20 protein-coding genes and 1 tRNA gene are annotated in these 14,871 nt (G+C 44.7%); 8 read left to right on the forward strand and 13 right to left on the reverse strand.

Annotation, left to right across the window (positions count from 1 at the left end):
* The first annotated feature begins 10 nt into the window (after positions 1 to 10).
* From CBW65_RS25235 to CBW65_RS23660, 5 genes are all read left to right on the forward strand, one after another.
* Positions 11 to 142: a hypothetical protein gene (locus CBW65_RS25235; RefSeq protein WP_269767981.1), complete on the forward strand. Its 132-nt coding sequence runs from the start codon at positions 11 to 13 to the stop codon at positions 140 to 142.
* Between the two features lie 229 nt (positions 143 to 371).
* On the forward strand, positions 372 to 797 hold the full coding sequence (locus tag CBW65_RS23645; protein WP_087459010.1) for a hypothetical protein: 426 nt from the start codon (positions 372 to 374) through the stop codon (positions 795 to 797).
* 17 nt (positions 798 to 814) lie between these two features.
* Positions 815 to 1,630, forward strand: coding sequence for a hypothetical protein (locus tag CBW65_RS23650; RefSeq protein WP_087459011.1), 816 nt, complete (start codon positions 815 to 817; stop codon positions 1,628 to 1,630).
* A gap of 65 nt (positions 1,631 to 1,695) precedes the next feature.
* Positions 1,696 to 2,151, forward strand: coding sequence for a hypothetical protein (locus CBW65_RS23655; protein WP_087459012.1), 456 nt, complete (start codon positions 1,696 to 1,698; stop codon positions 2,149 to 2,151).
* 26 nt (positions 2,152 to 2,177) lie between these two features.
* Positions 2,178 to 2,567 carry a hypothetical protein gene (locus tag CBW65_RS23660; RefSeq protein ID WP_087459013.1) on the forward strand — a complete coding sequence of 130 codons (390 nt, stop codon included), beginning with the start codon at positions 2,178 to 2,180 and terminating at the stop codon, positions 2,565 to 2,567.
* Between the two features lie 1,455 nt (positions 2,568 to 4,022).
* Here the strand turns inward: CBW65_RS23660 and tnpC are convergent.
* The 6 genes from tnpC to CBW65_RS23695 form a co-directional block, all read right to left on the reverse strand.
* The gene (tnpC, locus tag CBW65_RS23675; RefSeq protein WP_087456260.1) at positions 4,023 to 5,621 is read right to left on the reverse strand and encodes an IS66 family transposase; all 1,599 of its coding nucleotides are present in this window, start codon (positions 5,619 to 5,621) and stop codon (positions 4,023 to 4,025) included.
* A 58-nt stretch (positions 5,622 to 5,679) separates the two neighbouring features.
* Positions 5,680 to 6,036: an IS66 family insertion sequence element accessory protein TnpB gene (gene tnpB, locus CBW65_RS25440; protein WP_087456259.1), complete on the reverse strand. Its 357-nt coding sequence runs from the start codon at positions 6,034 to 6,036 to the stop codon at positions 5,680 to 5,682.
* Positions 6,030 to 6,341 carry an IS66 family insertion sequence element accessory protein TnpA gene (gene tnpA / locus CBW65_RS23685; RefSeq protein WP_087456258.1) on the reverse strand — a complete coding sequence of 104 codons (312 nt, stop codon included), beginning with the start codon at positions 6,339 to 6,341 and terminating at the stop codon, positions 6,030 to 6,032. Before tnpA ends, tnpB begins: the two co-directional genes overlap by 7 nt.
* Before the next feature lie 217 nt (positions 6,342 to 6,558).
* Positions 6,559 to 6,699, reverse strand: a complete 141-nt coding sequence (locus CBW65_RS24485) for a hypothetical protein (RefSeq protein WP_157722157.1) — start codon at positions 6,697 to 6,699, stop codon at positions 6,559 to 6,561.
* 122 nt (positions 6,700 to 6,821) lie between these two features.
* Positions 6,822 to 7,382, reverse strand: coding sequence for a hypothetical protein (locus CBW65_RS23690; protein WP_157722158.1), 561 nt, complete (start codon positions 7,380 to 7,382; stop codon positions 6,822 to 6,824).
* Between the two features lie 875 nt (positions 7,383 to 8,257).
* Complete coding sequence (locus tag CBW65_RS23695; RefSeq protein ID WP_087459016.1) at positions 8,258 to 8,641, reverse strand: hypothetical protein; 384 nt, start codon at positions 8,639 to 8,641, stop codon at positions 8,258 to 8,260.
* 273 nt (positions 8,642 to 8,914) lie between these two features.
* On the opposite strand from CBW65_RS23695, the gene CBW65_RS23700 reads away from it, so the two are divergent.
* Positions 8,915 to 9,127, forward strand: coding sequence for a hypothetical protein (locus CBW65_RS23700; protein WP_087459017.1), 213 nt, complete (start codon positions 8,915 to 8,917; stop codon positions 9,125 to 9,127).
* 57 nt (positions 9,128 to 9,184) lie between these two features.
* Here CBW65_RS23700 and CBW65_RS24670 read toward each other — a convergent pair whose 3' ends face one another.
* The 3 genes from CBW65_RS24670 to CBW65_RS23720 all read right to left on the reverse strand — a co-directional run bounded on the left by CBW65_RS24670 (position 9,185) and on the right by CBW65_RS23720 (position 10,378).
* Positions 9,185 to 9,445, reverse strand: a complete 261-nt coding sequence (locus CBW65_RS24670; protein ID WP_198299712.1) for a hypothetical protein — start codon at positions 9,443 to 9,445, stop codon at positions 9,185 to 9,187.
* A 279-nt stretch (positions 9,446 to 9,724) separates the two neighbouring features.
* The gene (locus CBW65_RS23710; protein WP_087459019.1) at positions 9,725 to 9,916 is read right to left on the reverse strand and encodes a DUF4177 domain-containing protein; all 192 of its coding nucleotides are present in this window, start codon (positions 9,914 to 9,916) and stop codon (positions 9,725 to 9,727) included.
* A gap of 225 nt (positions 9,917 to 10,141) precedes the next feature.
* On the reverse strand, positions 10,142 to 10,378 hold the full coding sequence (locus CBW65_RS23720; RefSeq protein WP_087459021.1) for a helix-turn-helix domain-containing protein: 237 nt from the start codon (positions 10,376 to 10,378) through the stop codon (positions 10,142 to 10,144).
* Positions 10,379 to 10,558: 180 nt separating this feature from the next.
* Here CBW65_RS23720 and CBW65_RS23725 point away from each other — a divergent pair, with 180 nt between their 5' ends.
* Together CBW65_RS23725 and CBW65_RS23730 are read left to right on the forward strand one after the other, a co-directional pair.
* Positions 10,559 to 11,575, forward strand: coding sequence for a helix-turn-helix domain-containing protein (locus tag CBW65_RS23725; RefSeq protein WP_087459022.1), 1,017 nt, complete (start codon positions 10,559 to 10,561; stop codon positions 11,573 to 11,575).
* Between the two features lie 501 nt (positions 11,576 to 12,076).
* Positions 12,077 to 12,733 (forward strand): hypothetical protein, encoded by a 657-nt coding sequence (locus tag CBW65_RS23730; RefSeq protein ID WP_087459023.1) that lies wholly within the window; start codon positions 12,077 to 12,079, stop codon positions 12,731 to 12,733.
* A gap of 110 nt (positions 12,734 to 12,843) precedes the next feature.
* On the opposite strand, the gene CBW65_RS23735 is transcribed toward CBW65_RS23730, so the two are convergent.
* The 4 genes from CBW65_RS23735 to CBW65_RS23750 form a co-directional block, all read right to left on the reverse strand.
* The gene (locus CBW65_RS23735; RefSeq protein ID WP_087459024.1) at positions 12,844 to 13,053 is read right to left on the reverse strand and encodes a hypothetical protein; all 210 of its coding nucleotides are present in this window, start codon (positions 13,051 to 13,053) and stop codon (positions 12,844 to 12,846) included.
* 99 nt (positions 13,054 to 13,152) lie between these two features.
* Positions 13,153 to 13,249, reverse strand: a tRNA-Sec gene (locus CBW65_RS23740).
* Between the two features lie 122 nt (positions 13,250 to 13,371).
* Entirely contained in the window at positions 13,372 to 13,833 is a 462-nt protein-coding gene (locus CBW65_RS23745; RefSeq protein ID WP_087459025.1) for a cupin domain-containing protein, read from the reverse strand.
* A gap of 78 nt (positions 13,834 to 13,911) precedes the next feature.
* Positions 13,912 to 14,829: a DMT family transporter gene (locus tag CBW65_RS23750; protein ID WP_087459026.1), complete on the reverse strand. Its 918-nt coding sequence runs from the start codon at positions 14,827 to 14,829 to the stop codon at positions 13,912 to 13,914.
* Positions 14,830 to 14,871 lie beyond the last annotated feature (42 nt).

Genomic DNA, 14,871 nt, shown 5'->3' on the forward strand with positions numbered 1-14,871 from the left:
AGATGAAGATATGAAAAAAGTATTTGCTGTTTCACTGCTTTTACTCGGAATTACATTTGGAATCATTGAAGCGAATGAAACTGCTGTAATCGCCTACGACGACCTTCCCGGACCGCATGCAATTTACGCAAATGGCAACTGAGACCGATAAATTTATTCGGTCTTTTTTGTTGTCTTAAATCGACCAATCCACCTAGTCATACTTAAGCCCAACATGACTTTGGTGGATTTTCTTATCCCTCATGCAGTTTTATCAACAAAAATACACCTATTGACACATTTCACCAATTGGTATAGAAATGTAAACATACAATCATAAAACTCAACCTAAAAATTCTATTCTAAATATACGAAGGGGGTGATCATGAAAAATGCTCGATGTACTCAGTAGCAACTGGTTAAAATCAACAATGGCAGGATTGGCTTTTGCAACTATTGTAACAATATTGTCTTCCGGATGCGGAGAACAAATAAAGATCGATTCTTCCCCAGGAAATACTTCGACAGTGCAACAAGATGTGTATGCTTCCATCACTCACAAAGTTACGGGTTCCGTGGCTACATTCCAAATAAGCTTCTTAGGAAATAGCATCAACAAGATCAATTCATCAGAAAAAATAACTGCGGAAGTTCTAAAAGAACACTCCAATGAAAAAGTGCCTGTTCAGTTAGCCCAGGTAAGCAATACAGAGTACACTGCCGAAGCAACACTATCAAAGGGAACTTGGAATTTGACGCTTCATGTACAAAACGAAGGGAAGTTAACTTCATTTTCCGATACTTTTATTGTTGAATAGAAAAAGGAGGCATCATAATGAACTTTAAAAACTTAGCGGTGTGTAGTGTAGCATTAGGCTCTTTGCTTCTCCCTGTGGCTGCTTATGCTGACTCTCCCAAATCGGCACACCTTCAGGGCAAAGTCTATCGCCAGTTGGTTGCTCATGGTAACAACGTTTCGTCTGACACGCTTGCTACTTATGCGGTGTTAGCAGATCAAGATAATAATTTTAAGTATTTTGTGCATTCAGATGGCACTGTAGATGTCATCCGAATCTATCCGGCACTCTCCGGTATGGTATATGTAAATGGACAACAAGTACAAGTGAATAACGATGGCAGCTACTCTGTGGATGTTCAGCCAGGAAAAGCACTTGTCGAATTTAATGCCCAAGGTAAATTGCACAAAAGTAAAGTTCTTGACGTAACTTCGAAAAGCAACCTGACTGTTGATTTAATTGAAACAGTGCAAATGTCAGACGTTCTCGCTCCTATGGAGGAACCAATTTCCATTCCCCAATCAGTAATCGGTAACGAAGCTGTAGACGGTGGTGGTGGCTCTTACCCCGGTCAGACTTACAGCGGACAACCCGTATACACAGGCAATCATGTTCACTGCAACCGTTTTAACGGGATTGCATCCGACCATCGTTACTGGTCTTGGAAAACCGATTGGTCAAAAGCTATTGCCGATTTCGTTGGCAGTGACTGTGATGCTGCATTAATCGCATACGGTTGTCCACTTCCTCCTACTGCGGATAATCTGTGTGATGGACTCAACGCACAAGGAAATGGTGTTCATGACTGCTCCGACGCAAAAGGCTGGCCGAATACTGCATGGTGGCGTAACTAAGATCGTACCGGTGAAGGGTCTCAATCCCTTCACTTTTCAATTTTTCAGTTAGGGGATAATTACAAATGAAAACTTCGATCGGATATATATTCCTGTTGATATTTCCACTCTATTTTCTAGGATGTTCTGATAATAATGACTCCCAACCTAAAACCGGTGTAATTGCTGCTTATGACCCAAATAAACCAACATCCTTCTCCTCACCCAAAAGTGACATTGAAAAAGCGACCCAGGCAATCAAAGATTTTCAATTAGGTCTTGAAAAAGCAGAGTCCTCTGTTAAAGATGGGGATGTCAAAAAGGCAGCCGAATCCCTAGCTTCACTTCGGGGTGCTTTTCATGGAGTTATTCACCCAATCGCTTTACAAACAAAAGGTGAAGCTTTTACAAATCAGCTTCATGGGCAATTCATTGAGTTGGAAGAATCTATTTCAAACAATGACATTACGAATACAACGAGGTTATTGAAAGTAAATCGCGAAAATATACATAACCTATCGGAGGAAATAATCAACAAGTGAACCTAACAAACCTTGGAGGCGGTCCTATGAACAAAAGAGCAAATAAAATTGGCATTTTCGCGTTTTTATTGCTTTTAGTCTTTGGATGCTTGATCTACTGGTATTATGTAATTAGTGACCTACGTGGCCAATCTGAACTCGAGTCACAAATCAATCATCTTGTGGCAATCAAAGATCAAACTGAGATCTTGCGAATTGCTCAGGATTCTAAAACTGCTGACTTTATTAATCAGTTACCGCCTGACACGAAGTGTGAAAAAACAACCGATGCTCAAGGAAAACTAGAAGACGGCTCCTATTATTACTCAACGTTGCTCAATAACCGGCCCTTAAGTGTCTACTTGGAAAAGACCCCTTCAGGTTCTGGTATTTTGGATATTCCAAAATGGAAAGTCATAAAAGTTGTACTAAGATAGAGTAACAATTATTACAGTGATTTTATGTAGCCGCTCAATTTCCGTGGCGAGGAATAAGAGCGGCTTTCTCATTTTCGTTTACGGGGACCTCGAAGCTCGATTGTCGTATACTAGGCTTATGCTGCTACAGCCGATGGAAAATGACCAAAAGCTGACGTTCTTGCCTGTCAAAGGTTGACGGATATAATGACCACCAAACATATCCACATAGAAAAAGGACGCTTCTGTATGACGTGCCACGGCTCGAACAGTTGCACCAGAGTCATCCCCCAAAATAGCATAATTATTTTATCAAATTATCATCTCGAAAATTAGAGAACTTTTTCGTAAGGAGCACAGTTTCTGCTGAACTTCAAAATGGATGCCCAGATTCCAATGGCTCTAATCCTAGTCGGACAAAATGAACTGTGAGATCGCCTTCAACTCCAGATGTTTACTGCCATTCGGATAAGAATTGATCTACAATGCAAACTGGTCCACTACGACCGTGCCCAATTTGGAGCATACATAGCTCGTCATATAGGGTATGCGGGCGTCAGCCGGGACATTTTCACTGATGGAAGCGCCGCTTACGCGGTCAACTTCTCCGTCAACTCTTAGACAGCAGAGCCTGTCAATTTACGGACATTATAGTGTAGCAGTAACAAAATGAATCTTGTGGTGGACTGGAAAGAAAAAAGCATCCTAGAAGCTTTTTTCGAAGTTTGGTGTGACGAACAACATCGAGAGGAGCTTTTCAGATGCATAATCAGTTTGTCAAGTTGAAATTTGCAGAAAACGTCGTCCAAAGGACGGTCGTGGATCAGAATGACGATTTGTTGATGATCGTTACAACAAAAGGTCTCCACACTTGTTCTGATTATGGAGGAGGGGAAGTATCGTTGCATGATCGGCGCAAACATCAGCAGCCCGAGTTTATTCTCATAGCCACATTGTTATTGAACAAGAATGAACACCTAAGTTTACTTATTCAACACACTGTTAACACTCAGCAAAAATGCCAACCCACTCTCCACTGCACTTGTGGTCAAGATTCTTTTATTTTCGTTGAATTCAAGGGAGATGTTTGCTCCTAACGCTACGCTCTTAAGCATGAGCTCGGTTGTATTTACTGGAGGTCGACCAGCAATCACGTTCAAACCTTTGACAACAGAGGAAATGATTTTATAAAACCAAGTTTTCCTGTCCATCAATAATTTATGGTTTAACTGCACCAAATCTGGTTAAAGTGTTGTTTCAACAAATTCACATTTCTTGTCAATTTCCTTCGATGTTAATTCCGATTTTATCAATCCACAAAAGTCTTTCGACAGATCATGTCCGGCGTCAGCTTACAATAGTGCGTGAGGATGCAAACGTCGTAAGCGTAAAACAGTCCCCACCTTGTGTCGTTTGCCGAAAGGTGGGGACTGCTTGAAAGATATTCATCGTAAACAAAACACGAATAACCTTCAGCTACGCAAGAACTGAAGGCGATTCGTGCTTTTTATTAAATACTCGGCAGATGAGCGGCAGCGTGTCCGACCACGGGAGCAAGCGATCCAGCTCATGGTGATCATGAGGGTTCGCAAGGTTGGGCAGGGTCTCGAAGAGATAGGTCAGGTAGACCAGCGGATTTACCCCGTTCGCCTTCGCCGTCTCGACAAGACTATAGATCACAGCGCTTGCCTTTGCGCCGCGTGGAGTATTGGCGAACAGCCAATTTTTCCGTCCAATCACGAATGGTTTGATGGCGCGTTCACTTCGGTTGTTGTCGATCTCCAAACGCCCATCGAGCAAAAACGCCCCCAATGCTACCCATTGGTTCTGGCAGTACTTTATGGCCTGCCCCAGTGCGCTCTTCGGTAACGCGCGGGATTTTTGAGTCTGTAGCCATACCGAAAATTCCTCCAGTATGGGCCGACTACGCTCCAAACGGGCCGTGTATCGTTCTTCCGGCGAGGCATCTTTCATCTCGCGTTCGATCGCGAAAAGACGATTGCAGAACTCGAGCCCTTCTTTCGCGGTTACAGCTGCGGTTCGGCTGGAGGCCGGCAATGCTTTCAGAGCCTCGTCGAACTTGCGGCGAGCATGTGCCCAACACCCGACCAGGGTGACGTTAGGGATCTTCTTATACCCCGCGTATCCGTCCACATGCAGGTAGCCGTGAAACTCGGACAGGAACTGTCGCGGGTGTTCGCCTGCTCGTGTCGGCTGGTAGTCATACACGATGATCGGATGACTGTTGCGCCCGGTACGGTAAAGCCAGAGATACGATGTGCTCTTGGCTGCCCGACCCGGTTCACGCAGTACTTGCAGGGTCGTTTCATCGGCATGCAGAATGTCTTGCTTCAGCATGTGCTCTCGCATACGATTCTCCAGCAGGCTCAGCCAGCGGTCAGCTGCATAGATCATCCAGTTGGCCATCGTTTGTCGCGACAGGTTTACTCCGAGAAGCATGAGTTGCTGCTCCTGACGATACAAGGGCAAGCCTTCCCCGTACTTTTGATTCATGATAAAAGCCAATGCGGATGGGGAAGCCAAACTGCCAGGATATACAGGTTGCGGCATGGGAGCTGTCAGCACGGGAGTGCTGATCTCCTCACGCTCACAACGGCGGCACGCATACACATAGCGAACATGCTTCAACACTTTTACTTGAGCCGGGATGATTTTCAGCTCTTGGCGAACCTCCGTGCTCATTTCATGGGTGGGACCACCGCAGCACGAGCAGACCTGCTCGTCTTCCGAGAGACGGTATTCCACCGTTTCAACCGGCAGGTTTTCAAGCAACTCTTCTCGCTGTCCACGTTTCTTCTTGCGGACGTATTGAATCGTTTCTGCGGTCGGCTCTGGCACGGCAGTGGAGGATTCGGATTCCGCTTCGTTGAACAGTTCCAACTGATCCGCGTTTGTCCGCTCACTTGAGGCACCGAAACGCTTCTGTTGGCTGAGACGAAACTGTTGTTCCAACCAGTTGAGCTTAGCTTTCAACTCTGCGTTTTGTATTCCAAGTTGTATGTTCTGTTTTTGAAGTTCTTCAATGGTGGTTGGGATGGCTATTGTAGGTTTCATACTTTTTTCTTCGCCTTGAAGCTCTCATTCTCCTAGTGAGAACAAGAATTTTTTCATACTAAATCACCGTCTGTGCGGTGAGTTTCGGGTGTGCCTTTCGTTGCTGAAGCGACAAGCCATCCAGAAGCCACCGCAACTCTCTTCGACTGATCTGCATCGTTGGACCAGATTTCTTTTGCGGCCATTGGAAGGTTCCTCGCTCTAAGCGGCGATAGTAGAGCCAAAAGCCGTTATGCTCCCAGTGCAGGATTTTAAGTTTGTCTCGTTGCCGATTGCAAAAGACAAACAGGCATTGGGAGAATGGATCCAGTTCGAAACTCTCCTGAACCAAGGCGGCCAAACCGTCTATCGACTTGCGAAGGTCCGTGTGGCCGCTGGCTATGTAGACACGAGTTATGTCGGTTTCGTTTAACATATCGTTTGCAAGGCAAGGACGACATCCGCCAACAGGTCTCGATTGAAACCTGGCTTGACTTCGATCACGGCAGAGCCAATTTTGACCTGCAAGCAGGAGTCGGTTTCGTTACTTGGCTGTTGGTCTGCGCAGACCTCCAACCAGCGAGGTGAAGGCATCTCAGTGTTGGAGAGCTTGCGCAGCCAATAGTAGTACTGGCGAGAATTGATCTGATGAGCTGTACACCACGCCGCTACACTTTGACCGCTGGCGCGGCAGTCAGAGATTCGAGATTCCCATACAGCTCGAAGCTCGCTTCGAGTCATAAAAAATTCCTCCTCATTTCCGTCTGAGGAGGATTATCTCATGCTCTATGTTTCGTGTGGAGGTGGGGAGTATTAGACGCTTACCAAACGTCGATAGCCGTTTTCAGCTCATCTTGTGCAAGTAGCATCTCGTGTGCCAGGCCATCTCGGTCGAAGTCATCCTTTGCCGTGCCTTTCTTCTCGATCACCGCCCACGTACCGTCTGGAAGCTCGAAGATCAGCCCTGCCCGATCGACGAGGTTTCGAAGTGCTGCTCAATCTCCTCCATGAGCAGCTCCGTTTTCTCTTTCATCTCCTTCCGCTGTTCCTTCAGTTGGAGATAGTGTTGGATGCGATCTTCTATAGTTCCAAAGCTCATCGGGTCGAATCACCTCCTTTCAAATTCACAAGCGATTGGGAAAAGGCGTCTATTCTTACAAAAGAAAAAGCACCCAGGTTGGGTGCCAGTTGGTGGTTTCAGAGGATTACTTCTAGCCGAAATTATTCCCTTCTCTTGTTCGGATCATTGAGATTTTGTTGTTTTTTCTTAAGCTGGTGATACAATCGAATATTATTGCTTAATTCCTCTGTGACTTTTCCCAAAGATACAATTTCTGGTCTTTCAGAAAAATTTAAACTACTTAGTGGTGCTAATCTAGGAATTGTCTCAAACACCTCATGGGTTGTGTCTTTGATAACCTCTAGAGAAACTGATTTTTCCCCCTTCTCATCAGTTGACGATCTTTCCATTATAACTTCCATGAACTTCTTCAATTTGTCATCTTGATTCTCCAAGTGATCGGTAAGCTGTTGGAAATACTTTGCCAACTCTTCCATGTTATTTATAGATATTTCTTCTAACAACTTGATGTCTTCAACAGACGAACTTAAGTTATCTGCAATGTTTTGCATTTGACGAATATTTTTGTTCTGCCCGGCTACATCCCAAAATGTGAAAAGAATTGCAACAACTGCTAGGATGATTGAAGAAATTGTTGCGGCGAAGTTGTAATTCGCAACTGATTGATCGTCAGTAGAAAGCGAAAAAGTCATTGCTACCATCACAATCAACACCATAATGATAGCGCAATAACGAAGGTGCAGTAAGTATCGTAGTTTTGTGAACTCAACTTGCTCAGACGAATAATCTCTCTTTACCAAAACCCCTCACCCCATTTTCTCATGATTACAAATCATACATGATAACATAGTAATTTGCACCACTTTCTTGAGGTGAGTTAAATAACATAAAGACCACCTGCCTTGATCGTCGCTCATCTGCAAGCGGTCTATCCATCGTTTATTCCTTCTGGCGACAGTTTACCACGGGTCAATTGCTACAGCAAAACTGTCCAAAATATCCGAACTTACCAAAGTGTAAACCTAAACACTAGAATTCTAGAGAAGGATCATCGAGCTCTAAATTCAAACTTATAGCTCGAAAATCAAAGCGCGAGGAGCATACATATTGTCTGCCTATCGAGATATCTTCGTTTTCAGTGTAGCGCAACATAGCAAGGTTCCATGTCAATGGACAGTTTGAATTCGACGAAATTGGCCAATTAAAATCGTCAGTCCACTAAATCGCGTAAGGCTTACGCTCCTCCTTTCAAGACATTCTGAGAGATCGTGTGGATAAGGGAGATCGACTCAAGAATTAGGGTGTTTAACCCAGAACATACAGAGCACCTATTCCTCATTGACTGATAGCACTATGACAGCGAAGGTGAACTTTAATGTGTGTATAAGAGACCGCCTGCGATCGCACGACGCGATTCAACAAGCGGTCTATGCATCGATTATACCTTGTGGCGACAGTTTACCATTGGGCAAATGCGGCATGCAATAACTGTCCAAAGTGTCCGATCTGTCAGAAATGTAAACCAATATCTCATATCTCAGCAATTGAAAAAGCACTCCAGTGGGAGTGCTTTTGTTCACTTCTTGGTCGCGCTCTTTATGTAATTGCTCAAAAACTCATTAGTAGATTTCCAACTCTCTAACAGCATTTCTTTCTTCGAGTACAACCATGACGTGTTTTCGTCTTTCGCTGTAATCACTTTTTTCAGTTCAAATTTATACTCATCATAGGCCGTTAAGAATCCGTCGATCTCGTAATGCGACAAGTCCTTTTCATGCTTCATTCGATTTAGTTCCACATAACTTTGGTGGGATAGAACCAGGTAGTTCATCGCAATGCTAAACCTCTGATCCCCATGATTATTGTGCAATGCTTCGTACGCTTCATACGCATCCCAAAAAGCGGCACGCATCAACTCCTGCATGTAACTTACATCGTACCACATTTGTTTCTCGCTCACTTCTGATTCTCCCCTTTCGTTTCGATACCATATTTCGGCGCAAGGGACAATTATCCTGCACCTACGTACCAATAGCCGCCTCTAGCGCCTTAATCAGATATAATCCGAGTTCTTCTCCACCGTACAGCTCTACAGCCGGTGCAGTCTCATGGAGACAGTGCTGCTCGACCAACTCGGTAGCCATCATCACACCATAAAAATAGTATCTAGACTCAAGATCTGCATTACAAAATGTGGTAAAGTATATCAATACTCAAAGGAGGTGACATCTCAGTGGCTGACAATATTACAATTTCAAGAAATCGCTTTGACGTTGCAATGGAATTGACAAATCTGTACTTTTCAACGAAGACCCCTAAATCCCCCGAAGAAATCAAGGAAATCTTTACTGATTTCTTTATGACTGTCAGCTCCATTAGTGTAGTTTCTACCTCAAACCTGCCGCACTTCCTGCCCGATGATGTGAAGAAAAAACTTGGTCGCTAACCACCCCACCGGGTGGTTTTCCTTTTGGCAATAGAAATAGCACCCTTAGCGGGTGCCTTAAAGTGTGTAGTACGAACTTCTTTTCAATTTGATAATTTCGATCATTTTCGTGACTGCTTCCTGTTCGCTTGACGCTTCAATTTCTCTCCATTCATAACGCACCTTGGTCCGATAGAACTTACCATTGCAAAGATAAGTTCTATCGTCCTTTTGGACGACCCCAACTTCCCATTCCTCAGTATGACTCATGTGAAGCGAATCTTGACGCTCTACGATAGATAGATAAAATTTAATCTCTTGGGGTTCCAATGTATCCACCATCCTTCTCCTAACAAATCACCCAAAATCAGGAGTTTCCCTCCATGCCATCACACACCCCACCGCACGCCCACACAACCCTTTTCCTGCGCCACAAGTGCTGCAAGAGAAAGGGGAGCCAAACTAATTGAACGCCAACTGATCACCTATGGCGGTCTATCAATCGTTTATTCCTTCTAGCATCGGTTTCGTCCATAGTGTCCGATCAGTAAGAAGTAAACTATAACACATATCCCTGTAATTGAAAAAAGCACCCCAGATTGAGGTGCTTCGTGGTTGCTATTTCTTTTCGAAGATAGCGATGTTGCAGGAAGTTTCTCCACCATCATCTGCTTGCGGGACAAGACTGTGGAGTCTCCACCCTTCCGCACTCATTGTGTTGAGCAAGGTCTGGAACTCCTTTTGCGGAGTTGGATCAATCAAGGTTTTGACCTTCTCGATCTTGTATTGCTGCGCTGGGAATTGGCCCATTTCTAAATCCTCCTTCCAGCATTCAGTATCACCCAAAAAGTGTCGCGACCCACACAGTGCCCACCACAAAACCTAATAAAATCTGGAGCTTTATAAAGCTGATTTTGGATTTCGTCCTTGATTCACTATAAATACCTTGAATCAAATCCAATAGCTCGTCAATCTCGAAGATGAGATCACTTTTCGCTTCCTCATTGTACCCGGTCAAATTGAAGGTGGAAAACATCAAATAACATCACTCGTATATTCCATCTCCAGATCCACCTCTTTCAAAAGGTGTTCCATCGGCACCTCCAGCCGGTTCGCCAGACCGACCAGCATTTTATAAGAAGGTCGTGCACGGTCGCTTTCAATTTGACTGATCATGCTAGGCGTGCAAATTCCTTTTGCAAGCTCGATTTGCGTCATGCCTTTTCGCAGTCGCAACTCCCTAATTCGTTGTCCAAGGGACGATGTTGACATCTCCGACACTCCCTTCTGATCATTCCAGCATGATTATAGGAGAGTGTTGTTGATTACATCAATTCTTAATGTAAAGTATGAAAGGTAAAGAAGTTACAGGAATTTGCTATGTGTGTTGCTGATTTATGATCACATCTCTATAATATTCAATAAAGTCTAATAAATCAGGTGAATACTATAATGGACGAAACATTAGGACAGCGAATTCGACGATTACGTAAAGAGCGCAATCTCTCGCAAACGGAACTTGGAGCTTTTGTTGGGGTGACGATCTCATGGATCAGTACCATCGAACAAGATCGGGCAACGCCATCAGCTGAACTATTGAATAAATTTGCAGATGCCCTCAATATTTCTCTCAGAGATCTAATTCAAGATAAAGACAAACATTTGGAATTACAAACCCGGATCAAATTAGTCGAGGTATTGATTGAGACAAACCGTCCGGATGAAGCAGAGGAACTTATAGTAAAAATACAGGCCCAAGAGGTGTTGACCGAACTAGAAAGCATAAAGCTGATCGTATTTCTTGCTGATTGCAGATATCTACAAGAGCGTTACCAAGATGCTTTGTCAACTCTTATCCCATTAATCACAAATCTCGAGTCTTCCAATTTCCACGATGCCTATGTGTTGGCTTGGATACGAAACAAAATCGGAAACAACTACACCGAACTACAAGAAACAGAAAATGCCCTCTACAGCTACAAACGCGCCTATGATTATATAAACCGGTTCATTGAATTCGATCATCTTGCTGCGTATATCTCCTATAACGTAGGTCTAACGTTACGCCGAAAAGGTTTTATCCGTGAATCGCTCTCCTATATCGAAAAAGCCGGAGAGTATTATGAGAAAACGAATGACATAAGAAAACTGGCAGATGCATTATTTGTATTAGGTATCGCCCACAAAAACACGAACGACTTTCTCAAAGCTTCTGAGTACTTTGATCAAGCCAAGACCTTGTACCAAACACTCAACAATACTTCCTTGTTCAGCCGTGTCCAGGTAACTGTTGCCTCATCCATTACGTACAAAGAGAATCCCGAACAAGCGATCCAAGACCTGCTTCGATGTGCCGACCAATTCGAAAAGGATCGCTATCCAGCGGGAGTTGTATTTGTTTACGCCAAAATCGCTGAGATACTCTTTGTATCAGTACGTCAGCAAAGCCTACGAACTGGTGACCTCTAATAGTCTGGCACCTACACTTGAAGTCGGGGAGTTTTATGCAGTCTACGCAAAATACTTTTTTACGATTCAGAACTTTGTTCAAGCACATGATTTCGCTATAAAATCTTCTAACATCTTTGATATAATAGGATTTGTAAGAGACCAAGCTGCAGCTCTCCAAATTGCGGTCAACTCGTGTCGTGCAATGGGGAACTTAGATGAAGCTCTTGACCTCCAAACCAAACGGAGTGAGCTTTTTGAATCTCTAGCAAAGGTGTGAAGATATAATGAAAAAGATTTTTGCAATTCTTGCGTTTTGTGGAATGATCGCTCTCGTAAGTGAGTTTGTCTCTCCTACATATTTAGCAGCTGATTTAGACCCAAAACCGCACAGCATCGTTAGTTCTACAACATTTTAATTATGTAATTTCACTGCACCCTCGCGGTGCATTTTTGCTTATTAAATGAAGTTGTAGAGTCCAAACAAGAACATGTACATAAACAAAGTTCGGAGGAACAACCATGTACGAAAACAAAATTTATATTGCACCAAATTACACACTGGATGAGTGTAAACAGCTATTTTTCAACTTGACAGTGAGCAGTGATAATGACACGTGGGAAGAGGCATTGGAAATCTTTAGCGATAGAATGGACGCTCGATTTTTTGACGCTATTCAACTCCTACTAGAACAATGCCACAGAAAAGGACAACAATGGCAACATAATCTAAGTTTTAGTATTATGGCTTTAAATTGTCTTCTAATCGAAACACTTCAACAATTTTACGAAGGGCTTGAGTCTACACCTTCTCGAAGAAATCAAGACGCATTTAGAAAATTCCTACGTCGAAGTGTGCATTTTAATTTTCCAAGAGCAATTGCGGACCAATTTTACGGAAAAATAAGATGCGGGATTCTACATCAAGCCGAAACAAAGGATAATGTTGCCTTGTCTTTCACTAATTTTGGTCCAATGGTTGAATATACGGAACATGGATGGTTAGTTTTCAATGTAAATTATGTGACCGAAGCTCTGATAAAAGAGTACGTTGACTACTGCAATAGACTACGATTATCCAGCGAAACAGAGCTCCGGCAAAACTTTATTAATAAAATGATATACATCACTACAAAAGCCAACTCCCAAAATGCTCAAGTTTTTCCAAGAAGACCGTAGTTAAACATCGCAAAGACCAATCAATTACAATAACCTTTAGTCCTTGAAAACAAAAAAACCAACCAAAAAGGTTGGTGTTGTTAATGATTCGGTTGCCTTGCCTTGAGTACCTACACTAACTGGCGCGCCTTTGCATTCTCTCCACCAAGAATCAAGACAACCGTTGCAACAAGAATGGTAGTTTTTTTCATAAAGAATCCCCCCGATTTCGTTTTCTTCTTACCGATTTTCTCTGATGCACGTTTCTCTGCGATGTCAACAGATAATAGTGCGGAAAATGTGGCAAGAGCGAGGTCTTCAGCTACCAGAAGAAAAATCATATAGGAGAGAGTCGGTACTGACCCGACTCCAGTTAAGGTCTTATCTAATCATAGCCCCGCGGTATAAGTCATGTGGCTAATCACTACTATTAATCCATTTGGCGGAAGCACGTGGGAATCGAACCCACCCAGCCGGGTCCACCGGCCGCACATGGTTTTGAAGACCAGGAGAGACACCAGTACTCCATCTGCTTCCATGTGAGAATAGAATCATTATAACCTATGAAGGGACAAGTTCAAACCCCTTTTTTGCTGGAATGTTTTACAAACGAGAGGAGTGAAGGGACACCCCTCCCGACCATTCCATCAACCAATAAACTACGCCTCTTCACCCGGCCACGTAACTTGCGGCTCGACGATCTTCCCGTCTTTCAGCGTGTACTGTCCCAAGCTACCTTGCTTCGCCTGAATCACGATGTAATGCAGCTCTTCCTCCGAGTTATTCCGCCACGCTCTTACACCTTCAGTCCCTACTCGGATCGCAGTGCCTTCGCGTACATCAATCACTTCGCCGTCGATCAAAAACTGGCCGACGCCTTTCGTGAAGATATAAAGCTCTTCATTCTCAATATGCTTGTGCGAATACGGAACCCCTGTCCCCGGGAACAGCTTCCCAAAACTCACTTCCATCCCGGTCAGGCCGAGCAGGTCATTCAAAAACAGCTTCCCCGGAAACTTATAAGGGCCGACTTCGAACTTGTATTTTCCCAGATCTTCAAACGGTCCGGCATCGACCAGCGTATAGTTGGTGCCTTTTTTCGCTTCCAATTCATTGGACATCTGCGAAACGCTCCTTCGTGAAACGAGAATGTTGGAACCAGCAACAGAATAGCACACTCACAATCCCGCATCTGTAACTCAGCTAACGAAACTCCGATCCTTCCCTCGCATCTCCTGCAACAGCTTCTTCCAATCCACCCAGTTCACAATCGCCACCGCCACCAGCACGACCACTCCGCCCAACGCCGACAGCACCGTAAACGCTTCACCCATCCACAGCGCACCAACCACCATCGCCACCACCGGCGAAATATAGCTCCACGTCGAAGCCATCAGCGGATTGGTTTTCGCGGTCAACAGATAATATAACCCCCAGCCCAAAATCGACCCGACGAAAATCAAAAACACCAGCGACCCAAACGCACCCCACGGGTCGGTCACTTCCGCGAACGACTCGCCGCGCACCGCCGAAGCGATCAACAGCCCCACGCTGCCAAACAGCATCTGAAACCCGTTCGCCACCCACGGCGACACGCCTGCCGCAAACAGCTTCCGCGTCTCAAGCGCTCCCCAGGCGCTAAACACCTGCGCCAAACCTGCGATCACCACCGCAAACAAAAAGATCCCGCTCGCCTCCACCGTGCCTTTGCCCACGATCAGATACACGCCGAGCAGCCCCAGCAACAGACCGGTCACTTGCGTCACGTGCAGCTTTTGCCGCGTTTGCAGCGCGCCGAGCAGACACACCAGCACCGGCGTCCCTGCATTCAGCAGCGCAGCCAGATTGGACGGGATGTACTGCTCCGCCCAATACATCACGCCAAAAAAGATGGTGGTCGTGCACAGCCCGATCTTGAACATCTGCCGATACACCTTCCACTGACGGGGAAACTCAAACTTCCGCCACGCCAAAAAGCCCAGCAACAGCACCCCTGCTCCGCCAAACCGAATCCCTGCAAACAACAAAGGCGGCCCGCCGGCGACAATCCCCAATTTGATCGCTAAAAACGTCGTGCCAAAGATCAAACAGATTAGGACATAGCAGAATACATACATCCCTCTTCACCCCAAACCGTTATAGTGTGTTATACTTTCACC

The sequence above is a fragment of the Tumebacillus avium genome, from assembly GCF_002162355.1.
GTDB classification, from domain to species: domain Bacteria; phylum Bacillota; class Bacilli; order Tumebacillales; family Tumebacillaceae; genus Tumebacillus_A; species Tumebacillus_A avium.